The following is a 14,948-nucleotide window of genomic DNA, read 5'->3' as shown; positions in this document are numbered from 1 at the left end:
CGTGCACTGCAAGACCTGCGACATCAAGGACCCGACGCAGAACATCGTGTGGGTCACGCCGGAAGGCGGCGGCGGTCCGAACTATCCGAACATGTAAGATCGGAGCACGAGAAAAAGCCGCTTCGGGCTCACGCCTGAAGCGGCTTTTTTGTTGCCTGCACAACCAGTGCGGCGCTGTTCGCGCCGTTCGGATCACTCGTCGCTGGCTGCGATCTTCGGCGTCGACACAACGACATCGGCGTTCTGCGCACGGTGGCGCAGCGCGTGATCGATCAGCACGAGCGCGAGCATGGCCTCGGCGATCGGCGTGGCGCGAATGCCCACGCACGGGTCGTGGCGGCCGAAGGTCTCGACCGTCGCGGGCTCGCCTGCCTTGTCGATCGAGCGGCGCGGCGTGCGGATGCTGGAGGTCGGCTTGATGGCGACCGAAACGGTGATGTCCTGCCCCGTCGAGATGCCGCCGAGCACGCCGCCCGCGTGATTGCCGTGAAAGCCGTTGGGCGTGAGCTCGTCGCCGTGCACCGAGCCGCGCTGCGCGACGCTCGCGAAACCCGCGCCGATCTCCACGCCCTTCACCGCGTTGATGCCCATCATGGCGTGCGCGATATCGGCGTCGAGCCGGTCGAACAGCGGCTCGCCCCAACCCACCGGCACGCCGCTCGCCACGACGTTCACACGTGCGCCGATCGAGTCGCCGTCCTTGCGCAACGCGTCCATGTAGTCCTCGAGCTGCGGCACGACATCGGCGTTGGGCACGAAGAACGGATTTTCGTGCACGTGCTCCCAGCTCACGAACGGCACGTCGATCTCGCCGAGCGAGCGCATGTAGCCGCGCACTTCCACGCCGAAGCGCTCGCGCAGCCACTTCTTCGCGACCGCGCCCGCCGCGACCGTGGGCGCCGTGAGACGCGCCGACGAACGACCACCGCCGCGATAGTCGCGAATGCCGTACTTCTGCCAGTAGGTGTAGTCGGCGTGACCGGGGCGGAAGGTTTCGACGATGTTGCCGTAGTCCTTGCTGCGCTGGTCGGTATTGCGGATCAGGAGCGCGATGGGCGTGCCCGTGGTGCGCCCTTCGAATACGCCCGAGAGAATCTCGACCTGGTCCGCTTCCTGGCGCTGCGTGACGTGACGCGACGTGCCGGGACGGCGGCGATCGAGATCGATCTGGATATCGGCCTCGGTGAGCGCCAGGCCGGGCGGGCAGCCGTCGATGACGCAGCCGATGGCCGGGCCGTGGGATTCGCCGAAGGTGGTGACGGTGAAAAGCATACCGAGCGTGTTGCCGGACATGGCGGTCGTCCAAAGTGAATCGGGGAATCCGTCATTATGCCAGCCTGAGCGCGGCCACGCCCGACCGTCCGGTCGGACATGAAGCCGGGCGAGCGGCCCGGCAAAAGCCGCACCCTCAGCGCCGTGCGCCGCGCAACTCCGCCACCGTTTCCTGCAAGCGCGAGAGCGTCACATCGGCCGCCGCAATCGGCTCGCCCACCGCCAGCGTGAGCCGGCTCGTGAGCCCGCGCCGCAGCGGTCGGTCCGACCGCTCTTGCCCGGAGGCCGCGAAGCGCGAGAACGCACTGCCCCACAGCCCGCGCAGCGCCATCGGCACGACCATAACCGGCGAGCGCTTGAGGATTTCGGTCACGCCGTGGCGAAACGGGTTCATCTCGCCCGTGCGCGTGAGCTTGCCCTCGGGAAAGATGCAGACGAGATCGCCTTCGGCCAGCGCGGCGGCGCACGCGTCGTAAGCGGCGTCGAGCGCGGTCGGATCCTCGTGCGCGGGGGCGATCGGAATCGCCCTCGCGTGACGGAACACCCAACCGAGGAACGGCGAGCGGAAGATCCGGTGATCCATCACGAAGCGGATCGGCCGCGGGCTCTCGGCCATGATGACGATCGCATCGACATAGCTCACGTGATTGCAGACGAGCACGGCCGCGCCTTCGGCGGGAATGCGCTCCGTGTGCACGAGCCGCACGCGGTAGACCGTATGCACGAGCACCCAGGCGACGAAGCGCAGCAGGAACTCGGGCACGAGCGTGTAGATATAGGCCGCGACGACGATATTGAGCAGCGCCGTGGCGAGAAAGATGCCGGGAATGCCGACGCCCGCGCCCGTGAGCCCCATCGCCATGAGCGCCGAAGCGATCATGAACAGCGAATTGAGGATGTTGTTCGCGGCGATGATGCGCGCGCGATGGCTCGGCTCGCTGCGGCTCTGGATCAGCGCATAGAGCGGCACGCTGTAGAAACCGCCGAACATGGCGAGCAGGAACAGATCGGCGAGCACGCGCCAGTGCGCGGCGGTGCGCAGGAACTCGCCCACCGACAGCAGATGGGGGGCGGCGGGCAGCCCGTGACTCGCGAAATACAGGTCGATGCCGAACACGCTCATGCCGATCGAGCCGAGCGGCACGAGGCCGACCTCGATGCGCCGCCGCGAGAGCCGCTCGCAGAGCAGCGAGCCCGTGCCGATGCCGAGCGAAAACATCGCGAGCAGCACGGTCACGACGTCGGGATCGGCCGACATCACGTCCTTGGCGAAGTTGAAGAACGAGGCGAGAAACGTGGCGCCCACGAACCAGAGCCACGAGATGCCGAGCAGGCTCAGGAACACGGTGCGGTTGCCGTGCGCGAGCCGCAGATTGCGCCAGGTCTCGGAAAACGGATTCCAGTTGATGCGCAGGCCCGGTTGCGAAGGCTCGCACGGCGGCACGAACGAGGAAGCCACGCGCCCGACGAGCGCGATGACGATGCACATGCCGCCCAGCCACCAGGCGCCGAGCGGCGGCCCGTCGGTGACGGTGGCGGCGTCCGTCGCCCCGATGCCCGCCGCCACGCCCCCGACGATCGTGCCGAGCAGGATCGCAACGAAGGTGCCCATTTCGACGAGCCCGTTGCCGCCAACCAGTTCGTCGGGGGCGAGCCGCTGCGGCAGGTACGCGTACTTGACCGGCCCGAACACGGTGGAATGCACGCCCATGAGGAAGGTGCACACATACAGCAGCGGCGCGCTGTGCATCCAGAACCCGGCTGCGCCGATCAGCATGACGGCGATCTCGAAGGTCTTGACCCAGCGCGTGAGCATGGCCTTGTCGTACTTGTCGGCAACCTGGCCCGAGGTCGCGGAAAACAGCACGAACGGCAGAATGAAGATGGCCGAGATGAGAAAGGCCACCGTCTTCGGATCGACACCTGAAAAGCGCGCGGCCTGATACGTGACGAGCGAGGTGAAGCCGATCTTGAAGACGTTGTCGTTCATCGCCCCGAGGAACTGCGTCCAGAAAAACGGGGCGAAGCGGCGCTGGCGCAGCAGCGCGAACTGCGAAGCCGGCTCCGCCTCGTTGCGCCGGTTGCGCTCATTGCGCTGGTTTTGCTCGTTGCGTTGTGCCGTGGACATCGGTCTATCGTTTATCGAATCAGAATCGCACTGACAGAATTTGCGGGGCCCAGACGCGAAAAAGCGCGCTTAACGCGCGCTTTTGCATGCTGGCCGAAGTTGATTTCAACCTGGCTGAAGGAGAGCGTCGCTCAACGTGCCGGTTGACGTTCCTCTTCCGGCCAGTCGCGAATATAGGCCTTGAGCAGCTTGTTCTCGAAGCCCTGCGCTTCCACCACGGCCTTCGCCACGTCGTAGAACGAGATCACGCCCATGAGCGAGCGGCTTTCCATGACCGGCAGATAACGCACGTGATGCTCGAGCATCATGCGGCGCACTTCGTCGACTTCCGTTTCCGGCGTGCAGGTGATCGGGTGGTCGTCCATGACCTTGCGGATCGTCGTGGTGCCGACGCTGCCGCCGTTCGTGCGCAGCGTGAGGATGATCTCGCGGAACGTGAGCATGCCAACCAGATCGCCGTATTCCATGACCACGAGCGAGCCGATGTCGTGCTCGGCCATGGTGTTGACTGCGTCGTGCAGCGCAGTGTCGGGCGTGACGGTAAAGAGCGTGTTGCCCTTCACCTTGAGAATGTCGCTGACACGCATGATGTGTCTCCAGAAATGCCGCAAATATTGGGGGAGATGCTGAAAAGATACCTACCTGTTTTCGATCCTAGCGGAAAGAGTGTTAAAAGGAAAGCCGCGCGGCCGCCGCGCAATCGTCTGCCGAAGGCCGTGGCGCGGGCTTTTGCGCCCCGCAGGCCGCCGCGGCGGCACGCTGTCATCCGGCCCGAAAAACGCCCGCCAAAGCGCCCCCGCGCCGCGCCGCCGGTGTTACGATGCCCAACACCCTCGACCCCGAAGCCGGTTCGCGCCGGCCGCGCCGCCACGATGTCATCGACGCCAGACACCCGTTTCGACACGCTCGCGCTGCATGCCGGCGCGGCGCCCGACCCCGCCACCGGCGCCCGCGCGACGCCGATCTACCTGACCACCTCGTTCTCGTTTCGCGACACCGACCACGCCGCCGCGCTCTTCAACATGGAGCGCGCGGGCCACGTCTACTCGCGCATTTCGAACCCGACCGTCGCCGTGTTCGAGGAGCGCGTGGCCGCGCTCGAAGGCGGCGCGGGCGCGATCGGCACGGCGAGCGGCCAGGCGGCGCTGCATCTCGCCATCGCGACGCTGATGGGCACGGGCTCGCACATCGTCGCCTCGGCGGCGCTTTACGGCGGCTCGCACAACCTGCTGCACTACACGCTCGCGCGCTTCGGCATCGAAACGACCTTCGTGAAGCCCGGCGACCTCGACGCCTGGCGCGCCGCGCTGCGGCCCAATACGCGCCTGCTGTTCGGCGAGACGCTCGGCAATCCGGGGCTCGACGTGCTCGACATCGAGGCCGTTGCACAGATCGCGCACGCACACGGCGTACCGCTCCTCGTCGATTCGACCTTCACGACGCCTTACCTGCTGCGCCCCTTCGAGCATGGCGCCGATCTCGTCTATCACTCGGCCACCAAATTTCTCGGCGGCCACGGCACGACGATCGGCGGCGTGCTGGTGGACGGCGGCACCTTCGATTTCGACGCGTCGGGCCGCTTTCCCGAGCTGACCGAGCCCTATGCGGGCTTTCACGACATGGTGTTCAGCGAGGAAAGCACGGTCGCGCCCTTCCTGCTGCGCGCGCGGCGCGAAGGCTTGCGCGACTTCGGCGCGTGCCTGCATCCGCAGGCCGCCTGGCAGTTGCTGCAAGGCATCGAAACGCTGCCGCTGCGCATGGAGCGGCATGTGGCGAACGCACGGCGCATCGTCGAATTTCTCGTGGCGCACGAAGCGGTCGAATCGGTGGGCTGGCCCGAGCTGCCGAGCCATCCCGACTACGCCCTCGCCCAGCGCCTGCTGCCGCGCGGCGCGGGCGCCGTGTTCAGCTTCAACCTGCGCGGCGGACGCCCGGCTGGGAAGCGCTTCATCGAAACGCTCACGCTGTTCTCGCATCTCGCCAATGTGGGCGACGCGCGCTCGCTCGTGATCCACCCCGCCTCGACCACGCATTTCCGCATGGACGCGGCAGCGCTGGCCGCCGCCGGCATTGCGGAAGGCACGATCCGGCTGTCGATCGGCCTCGAAGACCCCGCCGACCTGATCGACGACCTCAAGCGCGCCCTGAAGGCGTCGCAAAAATCGCAGGAGCCGAAGCCGCAGGCGAAGGAGGCGTCATGATCGTCGAAGTCGACGGCAAGGTGGTCTACGCCTACACCGCCTCACGCCCGATCAACCGCGCGCTGCCGTTCGCGGTGTTCGTCCACGGCGCGCAGCACGACCATAGCGTCTGGGCGCTGCAATCGCGCTATTTCGCCAATCACGGCTTTAACGTGCTGGCCGTCGATCTGCCCGGCCACCTGCGCAGCGCCGGGCCGGCGCTCACGAGCATCGGCGCGATCGCCGACTGGCTCGCCGCGCTGCTCGACGCCTTGAACGTGCAGCAAGCCTTCGTCGCCGGCCACAGCATGGGCTCGCTCATCGCGCTCGAATTCGCCGCTCGCCACCCCGCGCGCGCGCAGCGCATCGCCCTGCTCGCCACAGCCTTCCCGATGGCGGTCGCGCCCACGCTGCTCGAAGCCGCGCGCGAGCGCGAGCCGGAGGCGATCGCGCTCGTCAACGCGTGGTCGCACTCCACGCTTGCCGCCAAGCCGTCGAGCCCCGGTCCCGGCTTCTGGCTGCGCGGCATGAACCAGCGACTCATGGAGCGCGCCTCGGCGCGCGGCGAGCCGCAGCTTTTCCATACCGATTTCGCCGCCTGCAACGCCTACGCGGACGGCCTCACGAGCGCGGCGAAGGTGCGCTGTCCCGTGCGCCTGATCGTCGGCCGACGCGACGCGATGACGCCGCCGCGCGCGGCGCGCGCGCTCGGCGAGGCGTTAGCGCAGGCGGGCGCGCCCGTGGATAAGGTGACGCTCGACGCGGGCCACGCACTCATGACCGAGCAGCCCGACGCGACGCTCGACGCGCTCTACGCTTTTGCAACGCAGCAAGCGCCGCGCGTGGGGAACGGCTGAAAAGCGGCGTCCGGGACCATGACGCGGCACGGTTCCGTCATGGCCATTCGGCCGGGTTGCACGGTCGTGCGGAACGCCGCAAAATGGATGCGCCGAACCATCCCCGCCAGCCTCTCGCACACCCGCGGGCAAAGGAGGAGACGATGCATCCCACCACACACGACGAGCACTTTGCGAGCTTCGCGCAGTTCTATCCGTTCTATTTGAGCGAGCATAGCCATCCCATCTCGCGGCGGCTGCATTTCATCGGGTCGCTCGGTGTGATCGGCTGCGTCGCCATGGCCATCGCCACCGGCAACTGGCTCTGGCTGCCTGCCGCCATCGTCTGCGGCTACGGCTTCGCCTGGGTCGGGCATTTCAGGTTCGAGAAGAACCGCCCCGCCACCTTCCGCCACCCCATCTACAGCCTCATGGGCGACTGGGTCATGTTCGCGGATATCTGCCGCGGCAAGATTTCCCTCTGAATCAACGCAGCATCACGCCGCCGGATGCGGGAGCACCGGCGGATGTTCCTCCGCCAGCGCCGGCACGCGGCGCGCCGCGAGCAACGAGGCGAGCGAGACCGAAAGCTTGTCGTTGTCGAGTGCGCCCAACAGCATGGGCGCGTCGATGCTGCTCGACTTGAGCTGATAGGCCAGTTCCTCGCGATCGATCGCGAAGCGGTCGAAGACGCGGGCCACCGATATACGCGCGGGATTGCCGATCAGCAGAAACAGCGTTTTCCCGCGGTCCTCCTCTTCCAGGCGTGCGACGAGCTCATCCTCTTCCAGCCCGTCGACAAGGCGTGTCACCGTGGCAAGATCGCGCCGCAGCAGTTGCGCGAGCTGCTCGGCCGTGCGGCCGGGCTCGCCCGCTTCGCGCGCCTCGGCGAGTCCCGCCAGCAATTCGAGCGCGTCGAGCAGGTCGCTGCCGGGAAAGCGCGGCCGGTCGAAACGCCCCGTGCGGATTTCGGGCAGCGCCGAGGTGATCATCGCGCCCACGAGCGTGATGAACCAGCTCAGGTACATCCACAGCAGGAACATCGGCGCGGCCGCGAACGCGCCGTACACGGCCGTATAGGTGGGAATGCGCCGCACGTAATAGCCAAAGCCGCGCTTCGCGGCCTCGAAGGCGATGGCCGCGGCAATGCCGCCCACCAGCGCGTCGCGCCACTGCACGCGGCAGTTCGGCAAGTACACGTAGAGCATGGTGAATGCGAGCGCCGTGAGGGGCAGCGAGGCGCCCATGAGCAGCAGGTCGAGGATGCCGGAAACATGCTGCTCGGTGGCGATCACGGCCGAGCGCGTGAACACATACGACGAGATCGAGAGGCTCACGCCGATCAGGATCGGCCCGAGCGTGAGAATGGCCCAGTACACCAGCACGCGCTGTGCGAACGGCCGCGCCTTGCGCACGCGCCAGATCAGGTTGAAGGCCGACTCCACGGTCATCATGGTCATGACCGAGGTGACGAAGAGCACGATCATGCCCATCGTCGTGAGACCCTTGGCCTTGGAGGCGAACTGGTTCAGGTATTTGAAGATCTGGCTGTTGATCTGCGCCGGCATGAGGTGGTCGGCGAGAAAGGCCTGGAGCGAATTCTGGAACGACGCGAAGATCGGAAAGGCCGTAAAGAGCGCGAACGCGACCGTGGCGAGCGGCACGAGCGAGAGCAGCGTGGTGAACGTGAGACTGCCTGCGACCTGCGGGATGCGATCCTCGCGGCTGCGCCGCGCCGCGAAGCGCGCGAGCCGCTTCACGATGTCCAGATCGATCGTCACCTTCGACATCAGGTCGCGCATCATGTCCCGCATATCGCTCATTCGCCCGCCTTGCTTGCCGCGCTCAACACGGCCTTCAACACCACTTTCACTACGCTCATCACCGTTTGTTTTTCACATGCCAGGCCGCGCGCCGCGCGACGCTTTTAGCGCTGCGCTTTGGAGCGCTGCGCCGCATGGGCGGCCAACCCAGCCCCTATAATATCCCGTCCACCGACGAGGCCCGATGAAACCGATTCTTGTGCTCTATTACAGTCGACATGGCGCAACCCGCGAGCTTGCGCGCGCGATCGCCCAGGGTATCGACAGCATTCCCGGCGCCGAAGCGCGCGTGCGCACGGTGCCGCCCGTTTCGACGGTTTGCGAGGCCACCGCGCCCGATATCCCTTCCGACGGGCCGCCTTACGTCGAACTGCGCGACCTCGAAGAATGCGCGGGTCTCGCGCTCGGCTCGCCCACGCGCTTCGGCAACATGGCCGCGCCGCTCAAATATTTCCTCGACGGCACCACGCCCCAGTGGCTCTCGGGCGCGCTCGCGGGCAAGCCCGCGTGTGTGTTCACCTCGACCGGCAGCCTGCACGGCGGCCAGGAAAGCACGCTGCTTTCGATGATGCTGCCGCTGCTCCATCACGGCATGCTGCTTGTGGGCATCCCGTACACGGAAAGCGCGCTCACCACCACGCAGAGCGGCGGCACGCCGTATGGCGCGTCGCATCACGCGCGCCCGGATGCGCGCGGCCACGGCCTGAGCAACGAAGAGAAAACGCTCGCAAGCGCGCTCGGCGCACGACTCGCGCGTGCGGCGCTCGCGCTCGCCAAGGGCGAGCCGGGCGAGCGGCCGTGAGCGCCAACCCGCGCGACGCCCTGGCGCCCATCGCACCGCGCCGTGGCGCCGCGCTCGGCGCTTTTGCGACGCTTGCCGCGCTCACGCTGCTGTGCCTCGCCTGGGAATGGCGGCTCGCGCCGCTGCGGCCCGGCGGCAGCGCGCTCGTGCTCAAGGCTTTGCCCCTGGCGATCGCCCTGCCGGGCGTGCTGCGCCGGCGTCTCTACACGATGCAGTGGGCGGCGATGCTCGTGCTGCTCTACTTCGCCGAGGGCATCGTGCGCGGCATGACCGATCCCGCGCCCGGCAACCGGCTTGGCTGGATCGAGGTCGCGCTCGCGCTCGGCTTCTTCGTGTGCGCGCTCGCCTATGTCGCGCCGTACAAGCGTGCCGCGCGGCGCGCGAAGCGCGACGGTGTCTGAGTTGTGTCTGGGCTGTGTCTCGCCGGGTGCCCGAGTGCTGCTCACCCCCTCTCTGCGCCGCGGCCTGCGCCGTGTCACACTAAACGCCTCAGTCTGACGCGCTCCCAATGAAAATCGCGCCGCGCGCCGCCCCGCGCCACGCAAGCCACACCGAGACACCATGACCGACTCCACCCCGCACGCCTCTCAGGACTTTCTCGACGCCTGCGCCGCCGCCATCGGCACGCAGAACGTCCTCACCGACGCCCACGACACCGCGCCCTACCTCGCCGACTGGCGCCGCCGCTACCAGGGCGCGGCCTTCGCCGTGCTGTGCCCGGCCAACGCGCAGGAAGTCGCTGCGGTCGTGAAGTTCGCGCACGCGCACCGCGTGGCGCTCGTGCCGCAAGGCGGCAACACGGGCCTCGCGGGCGGCGCGACGCCCGACGCGAGCGGCAAACACGCCGTGCTGAGCCTGCGCCGCCTGAACCGCGTACGCGAGATCGATGCACACAACAACACGATCACCGTCGAAGCCGGCGTGATCCTCGCCGAAGTCCAGGCGCGCGCCAAGGATGCGGGCCGCCTCTTCCCGCTGTCGCTCGCGGCCGAAGGCAGTTGCACGATCGGCGGCAATCTCTCGACCAACGCGGGCGGCACCGGTGTGCTGCGCTACGGCAACACGCGCGAGCTGTGTCTCGGCCTCGAAGTCGTCACGCCGCAAGGCGAGATCTGGGACGGCCTGCGCGGGCTGCGCAAGGACAACACCGGCTACGATCTGCGCGATCTGTTCATTGGCGCCGAGGGCACGCTCGGCATCATCACCGCCGCCGTGATGAAGCTGCACCCGCTGCCGGCCGCGCGCGTCACGGCGCTCGCGGCGCTCGGCTCCGCACATGCGGCGCTCGACTTCCTCGCGCTCGCGCAGCGCTACGCGGGGCCGCTGCTCACGGGCTTCGAGCTGATGTCAGATTTCTGCATGCGGCTGGTCGGCCGCCATTTCCCGCAACTGCGCTATCCGTTCGCGGAACATCACGCGCAGGTCGTGCTGCTCGAACTGTCGGACAACGAGAGCGAGGCGCACGCGCGCGCCCTCTTCGAGCGGCTCATGGAAGACGCGCTCGAACAAGGTCTCGTGGAAGACGCCGTGGTCGCGGAAAACCTCGCGCAGTCGCAGGCGTTCTGGAACATCCGCGAGCACATTCCGCTCGCGCAGGCGCAGGAAGGGTTGAACATCAAGCACGACATCGGCGTGCCGATCTCGCGCATCGGCCACTTCATCGAGGAAACCGACGCCGAAATCGCGCGCGCGGTGCCAGGCGCGCGCATGGTCACCTTCGGCCATCTCGGCGACGGCAATCTGCACTACAACGTGCAGGCGCCCGAAGGCGGCGACCCGAAGCGTTTTCTCGCCGAGAACGAGAAGACGCTGAACCGCATCGTCTACGACAGCGTGGATCGCCATCGCGGCACGATCAGCGCCGAGCACGGTCTGGGGCAATTGAAGGTCGAGGAAAACATCCACTACAAGAGCGAGGTCGAGCTGGCGCTCATGCGCGCGATCAAAACCGCGCTCGATCCGCTGAACCTGATGAATCCGGGGAAAGTGCTGGGCTGATCGAGAAAGGAGCCAGAACCGTGAAGATTCGCGTGTTGTCCGACTTGCATCTGGAAAACGACGAGCCCGACACGATCCCGCACGCGCAGGCCGACCTCGTCGTGCTCGCGGGCGACATTCATAATCACGGGCTCGGGCTGCGCTGGGCCGCGGAAACGTTCGATCCGCAAGTGCCGGTGGTGTATGTGCCCGGCAATCACGAGTACTACGACGGCGAACTGGGCGCGCTCGAAACGGCGATGCGCGACGCGGCCGCGACGCTCGACAACGTGCACTTTCTCAACGACGGCGTCTATGTCGATCCGGCGGGCCGCTTTCGCGTGATCGGCACGACACTGTGGGCCGACTTCGCGCTCTTCGGCGCAAGCGCGGCCGAGCGCGAAGCCGCCATGACGGCCGCGCTGCGCGTGATGCTCGACTTCAAGGGATTGATCCAGGTGTCGTGGCCCGCGAGCCCGCAAGCCGGCGCGCGCGACTTCACGCCGGCCGATTCGCTCGCGCTGCATGCGCGCTCGCGCGCGTGGCTCGAAGCGGAACTGGCCAAACCGTTCGCGGGGGAGACGATCGTCGTCACGCATCACGCGCCGCACAGGCTGAGCCTCGCGCCGCGCTATGCGGACGATCTCGTTTCGGCGGGATTCGTGAACGATCTCGACGCGCTCGTGCGCGCGCCGGTTGCGCTATGGGTGCACGGTCACACGCATACGTGCTTCGACTACACGGTCAACGGCACGCGCGTGGTGTGCAACCCGCGCGGCTATCGCGACCGCCGCACGGGCATGCCGGAGAATCCGGCATTTGCGTGGGACAAGGTGGTGGAAATCTAGCGGGGAAACAGGGGCAAAAAGCGGCGCGCGCTTTAGCGCAGGCGCGTGTCGTCGCGGCGCACGCGCAACGTCGCGGGCTGAAGCTGCGCGCGGCGCATGCGCAGCAGATCGCGCGATGCCGCGATGCCGATCAGGCCCATCATCACGGCGATGCCGATCATCAGATGCGTATCCATGTAAGTCCTCGGTGCTGGCAGATATCAGGTGGCGTCAAACAGTTTCGCTACCTTATCAAGCCGAAGCGCCGCCGGGCGTAAGGAAGTGTTGCGATCTGCGCAAGCTGTAACAGCCTGTCACAACGCGCACGCCGCGCATGACGTCGATCAAGCCGCGGCGGCTCAGGTGCGCGCGAAGCGGCGCAGTTCGGCCTGGTCGCGCGCGAGCGTCGAAGGCAGGTTCTCGCGCAGCAGTTCGACCCACGTGCGGATCTTCGCATCGAGATACTGGCGCGACGGATACATCGCGTAGACGTTCATCTCCTGCGATTTGTACTCCGGCAGGATCCACTGAAGCTCGCCGCTGCGCAGCCCGCTGATCGCCGAATAGATCGGCAGGAGGCCCACGCCCATGCCCTCACGCACGGCCACCGCCATCGCCTCGGCCACGTTCACCTGGAACGTCGGCGTGCCGAGATCGATATTCGTTTGGCCTTCAGGGCCGGTGAACTGCCACTGCGCGGTGGGGAACACCGGCGTCACCATTTGCAGGCAGGTGTGGTTCGCGAGATCGGCGGGGCTTTGCGGTACGCCGCGCTTTTCCAGATACGCGGACGACGCGCACGCAATGCTGAACGCGCTCGCAATGCGCTGCGACACGAATCCCGAATCCGGCAGATCGGTGGCGAGCACGAGCGCCACGTCGTAGCCTTCGTCGAGCAGGTCCGGCATGCGCTGGGCGAGCGTGAGTTCCACATGCACGTCCGGATAGAGCAATTGATACTGCCCCACCGCCGGCACCACATAGTGCTGGCCGAAGCTCGTCATGGCATGGACCTTGAGCTTGCCCGAGGGGCGCGCATGCGCGTCGCCGGCCTCGGCTTCAGCCTGATCGACGTAGGCGAGGATCTGCTCGCAGCGTTGCAGGTAGCGCTCGCCCGCCTCGGTGAGCGCGATGCGGCGCGTCGTGCGATTCAGAAGCCGCGTGCGCAGGTGCGCTTCCAGATCTGAAACCGCGCGCGAAGCGTAAGCCGTGGTCGTATTCAGGTGCTGCGCGGCGCCCGTGAAGCTGCCCGCTTCCACCACCCGGACGAATACACGCATGTTTTGTAGCGTATCCATACCAATCCTCTATCTGACGCACGAATTGTTTCATATTTCGCAAGACCGATTGTCTCACGTTTTGTAAAAATGCCTTGCATCCTTACCGGTTATTTATTAATCGCGCGAAAAATATAATGACGCACAGTGATTCATAGCCAAGTAAAGGAGTAAATCGTGCAGTCTCCGGTACCGAAAGGACTCGCCGCACTCACGGTTCTTACGTTCTCGTTGATAATCGCGGGCTGCGCCAGTACCGGGGGCATCGCACCGCAGGCGAAGCAGGCCGAAGCGTCGCAACTCGACGCCGGATCGGCCATCCGCGCGGCCAACACCGACGCCGCCTGGCCCGCCAGCAACTGGTGGCAGGGCTACAACGACCCGCAACTGAACGCCTGGATCGAAACGGCCGTGGCCGGCAACCCCTCGCTTGCCGCCGCCCAGGCGCGTGTGCGCGAGGCGCGCTCGATGGTGGGCGTGGCCCAGGCCGGGCTCCTGCCGCAAATCAGCGGCAACATGTCCATCCAGCGCCAGCAATGGTCCGACAATATCTATTACGGACCGGGCTCGCTCGCGGGCGCGAACACGTGGAACAACACGGCCTCGCTCGGCCTCTCGTATCACCTCGATCTTTGGGGGCAGGACAAGAACAACGCCGAGCGCGCGCTCGACGTGGCGCACGCCACGGCCGCCGACGCGCGCGCCGCGCAGCTCGAACTCGAAGTCAATGTCACGCGCACGTACATCGAGATGTCGATGAACTACGCGCTGCTCGACATTGCGAAGCAGACACTCGGCCAGCAGCAGCGCATTCTCACGCTGGCGCAAAAGCGGCTGGCCGGCGGCATCGGCACGCAGCTCGAAGTGAGCCAGGCCGAAACGCCGCTGCCCGAATACGAGCGCCAGATCGACGCGCTCGAAGAATCCATCGCGCTCGGCAAGAACCAGATGGCCGCGCTCGCGGGCAAAGGCCCGGGCGCGGGTGAATCGATCCAGCGCCCGGCGCTCTCGCTCGCAGCGCCCGCGGGCCTGCCCTCGGCGCTGCCGGCCGAGCTGATCGGCTATCGCCCCGACGTGGTCGCGGCGCGCTGGCTCGTGGCCGCGCAAGCGCGCGGCATCGACGTGGCCAAGGCCGAGTTCTATCCGAACGTGAACCTGCTCATTTCGATGGGCGGTTACGCCGCCGCCGGCCCGATGTTCCAGTTCCTCAAGTCGATGAGCGGCAGCTATGCGGGCGGCCCGGCGTTCTCGCTGCCGATTTTCGACGGCGGACGCCTGCGTGCCCAGCTTGGCGCGCAGTCCGCCGCGTATGATATTGCCGTCGACCAGTACAACCAGACGATCGTGACCGCGCTCAAGGAAATCGCCGACCAGGTCGTGCGCATGCGCTCGCTCGCTACCCAGGAAGACGACGCGCACCGCTCGGTTGCGGCCGCGCAGCGCAACTACGATCTGGCGCAGGAAGGCTTCCGCCGTGGCCTGACCGACTACGTCAACGTGCTGATCGCGCAAACGCAGCTCTTGCGGGCGCAGGAAGGCGTGGCACGCATTCAGGCCGAGCGCCTGAACGCCCATGCCACGCTGGTCGCGGCACTGGGCGGCGGCATGATCGACGCGTCGAGCAACGCCGCCACGAAGGGCCCGACCGACGCCGAGCAACTGCCCGCGCACGGCAAGAAGACGCGCGCCGTGCCGCTCATGCCCGCCGCGCTGCTCGCCCCGCATGGGTCGAAGAACGCGTCCGGTCCGGACGCGGCCGACGCCGGCGCATCGGGCCCGGGCAACGCAACCAGCGGCGCAACCGGCGCGGCGCACTGAGGCAGACG

At 67.0% G+C, this 14,948-nt stretch carries 15 protein-coding genes; 9 read left to right on the top strand and 6 right to left on the bottom strand.

What is annotated here, in order from left to right:
* Positions 1-97: 4Fe-4S dicluster domain-containing protein (locus C7402_RS42705; protein ID WP_133254623.1), on the top strand; the 97-nt coding region annotated here is incomplete at its 5' end.
* A gap of 95 nt (positions 98-192) precedes the next feature.
* Here the strand turns inward: C7402_RS42705 and aroC are convergent.
* The 3 genes from aroC to C7402_RS42690 form a co-directional block, all read right to left on the bottom strand.
* Entirely contained in the window at positions 193-1,293 is a 1,101-nt protein-coding gene (gene aroC, locus C7402_RS42700; RefSeq protein ID WP_116614837.1) for a chorismate synthase, read from the bottom strand.
* Between the two features lie 115 nt (positions 1,294-1,408).
* Complete coding sequence (locus C7402_RS42695; protein ID WP_116614836.1) at positions 1,409-3,400, bottom strand: MFS transporter; 1,992 nt, start codon at positions 3,398-3,400, stop codon at positions 1,409-1,411.
* A gap of 131 nt (positions 3,401-3,531) precedes the next feature.
* Positions 3,532-3,987: a CBS domain-containing protein gene (locus C7402_RS42690; RefSeq protein ID WP_112177680.1), complete on the bottom strand. Its 456-nt coding sequence runs from the start codon at positions 3,985-3,987 to the stop codon at positions 3,532-3,534.
* A gap of 285 nt (positions 3,988-4,272) precedes the next feature.
* Between C7402_RS42690 and C7402_RS42685 the strand changes: the two genes are divergently transcribed.
* The 3 genes from C7402_RS42685 to C7402_RS42675 all read left to right on the top strand — a co-directional run bounded on the left by C7402_RS42685 (position 4,273) and on the right by C7402_RS42675 (position 6,901).
* Entirely contained in the window at positions 4,273-5,601 is a 1,329-nt protein-coding gene (locus tag C7402_RS42685) for an O-acetylhomoserine aminocarboxypropyltransferase (protein ID WP_116614835.1), read from the top strand.
* Positions 5,598-6,437 carry an alpha/beta fold hydrolase gene (locus tag C7402_RS42680; RefSeq protein WP_116614834.1) on the top strand — a complete coding sequence of 280 codons (840 nt, stop codon included), beginning with the start codon at positions 5,598-5,600 and terminating at the stop codon, positions 6,435-6,437. Before C7402_RS42685 ends, C7402_RS42680 begins: the two co-directional genes overlap by 4 nt.
* A gap of 143 nt (positions 6,438-6,580) precedes the next feature.
* On the top strand, positions 6,581-6,901 hold the full coding sequence (locus C7402_RS42675) for an Mpo1-like protein (protein WP_112177682.1): 321 nt from the start codon (positions 6,581-6,583) through the stop codon (positions 6,899-6,901).
* 12 nt (positions 6,902-6,913) lie between these two features.
* On the opposite strand, the gene C7402_RS42670 is transcribed toward C7402_RS42675, so the two are convergent.
* Entirely contained in the window at positions 6,914-8,206 is a 1,293-nt protein-coding gene (locus tag C7402_RS42670) for a YihY family inner membrane protein (protein WP_112177734.1), read from the bottom strand.
* 217 nt (positions 8,207-8,423) lie between these two features.
* On the opposite strand from C7402_RS42670, the gene wrbA reads away from it, so the two are divergent.
* The 4 genes from wrbA (at position 8,424) to C7402_RS42650 (ending at position 11,866) form a co-directional block, all read left to right on the top strand.
* The gene (gene wrbA / locus C7402_RS42665; protein ID WP_112177683.1) at positions 8,424-9,041 is read left to right on the top strand and encodes an NAD(P)H:quinone oxidoreductase; all 618 of its coding nucleotides are present in this window, start codon (positions 8,424-8,426) and stop codon (positions 9,039-9,041) included.
* Entirely contained in the window at positions 9,038-9,442 is a 405-nt protein-coding gene (locus C7402_RS42660) for a DUF2069 domain-containing protein (protein WP_116614833.1), read from the top strand. Before wrbA ends, C7402_RS42660 begins: the two co-directional genes overlap by 4 nt.
* A gap of 160 nt (positions 9,443-9,602) precedes the next feature.
* Positions 9,603-11,039, top strand: a complete 1,437-nt coding sequence (locus tag C7402_RS42655) for an FAD-binding oxidoreductase (RefSeq protein ID WP_116614832.1) — start codon at positions 9,603-9,605, stop codon at positions 11,037-11,039.
* Between the two features lie 20 nt (positions 11,040-11,059).
* Positions 11,060-11,866, top strand: a complete 807-nt coding sequence (locus C7402_RS42650; RefSeq protein ID WP_116614831.1) for a metallophosphoesterase — start codon at positions 11,060-11,062, stop codon at positions 11,864-11,866.
* Positions 11,867-11,898: 32 nt separating this feature from the next.
* Here the strand turns inward: C7402_RS42650 and C7402_RS47265 are convergent, their stop codons facing one another.
* Entirely contained in the window at positions 11,899-12,042 is a 144-nt protein-coding gene (locus C7402_RS47265) for a hypothetical protein (RefSeq protein WP_165842121.1), read from the bottom strand.
* A 162-nt stretch (positions 12,043-12,204) separates the two neighbouring features.
* A complete protein-coding gene (locus tag C7402_RS42645) occupies positions 12,205-13,143 on the bottom strand; it encodes a LysR family transcriptional regulator (protein ID WP_112177687.1) in 939 nt (312 codons plus the stop codon).
* A gap of 156 nt (positions 13,144-13,299) precedes the next feature.
* On the opposite strand from C7402_RS42645, the gene C7402_RS42640 reads away from it, so the two are divergent.
* Positions 13,300-14,940 (top strand): efflux transporter outer membrane subunit, encoded by a 1,641-nt coding sequence (locus tag C7402_RS42640; protein WP_112177688.1) that lies wholly within the window; start codon positions 13,300-13,302, stop codon positions 14,938-14,940.
* The last annotated feature ends 8 nt before the right edge of the window (positions 14,941-14,948 follow it).

This window comes from Paraburkholderia unamae, assembly GCF_003096875.1.
GTDB classification, from domain to species: Bacteria; Pseudomonadota; Gammaproteobacteria; order Burkholderiales; family Burkholderiaceae; genus Paraburkholderia; species Paraburkholderia unamae.
This window is presented reverse-complemented; position numbering and strand designations above follow the sequence as displayed.

Excerpts from the sequence above, each read along its gene's own strand:
- aroC (WP_116614837.1), bottom strand. The coding sequence starts at position 1,293 with ATGTCCGGCAACACGCTCGGTATGCTTTTCACCGTCACCACCTTCGGC.
- C7402_RS42695 (WP_116614836.1), bottom strand. The coding sequence starts at position 3,400 with ATGTCCACGGCACAACGCAACGAGCAAAACCAGCGCAATGAGCGCAAC.
- C7402_RS42690 (WP_112177680.1), bottom strand. The coding sequence starts at position 3,987 with ATGCGTGTCAGCGACATTCTCAAGGTGAAGGGCAACACGCTCTTTACC.
- C7402_RS42685 (WP_116614835.1), top strand. The coding sequence starts at position 4,273 with ATGTCATCGACGCCAGACACCCGTTTCGACACGCTCGCGCTGCATGCC.
- C7402_RS42680 (WP_116614834.1), top strand. The coding sequence starts at position 5,598 with ATGATCGTCGAAGTCGACGGCAAGGTGGTCTACGCCTACACCGCCTCA.
- C7402_RS42675 (WP_112177682.1), top strand. The coding sequence starts at position 6,581 with ATGCATCCCACCACACACGACGAGCACTTTGCGAGCTTCGCGCAGTTC.
- C7402_RS42670 (WP_112177734.1), bottom strand. The coding sequence starts at position 8,206 with ATGTCGAAGGTGACGATCGATCTGGACATCGTGAAGCGGCTCGCGCGC.
- wrbA (WP_112177683.1), top strand. The coding sequence starts at position 8,424 with ATGAAACCGATTCTTGTGCTCTATTACAGTCGACATGGCGCAACCCGC.
- C7402_RS42655 (WP_116614832.1), top strand. The coding sequence starts at position 9,603 with ATGACCGACTCCACCCCGCACGCCTCTCAGGACTTTCTCGACGCCTGC.
- C7402_RS47265 (WP_165842121.1), bottom strand. The coding sequence starts at position 12,042 with ATGGATACGCATCTGATGATCGGCATCGCCGTGATGATGGGCCTGATC.
- C7402_RS42645 (WP_112177687.1), bottom strand. The coding sequence starts at position 13,143 with ATGGATACGCTACAAAACATGCGTGTATTCGTCCGGGTGGTGGAAGCG.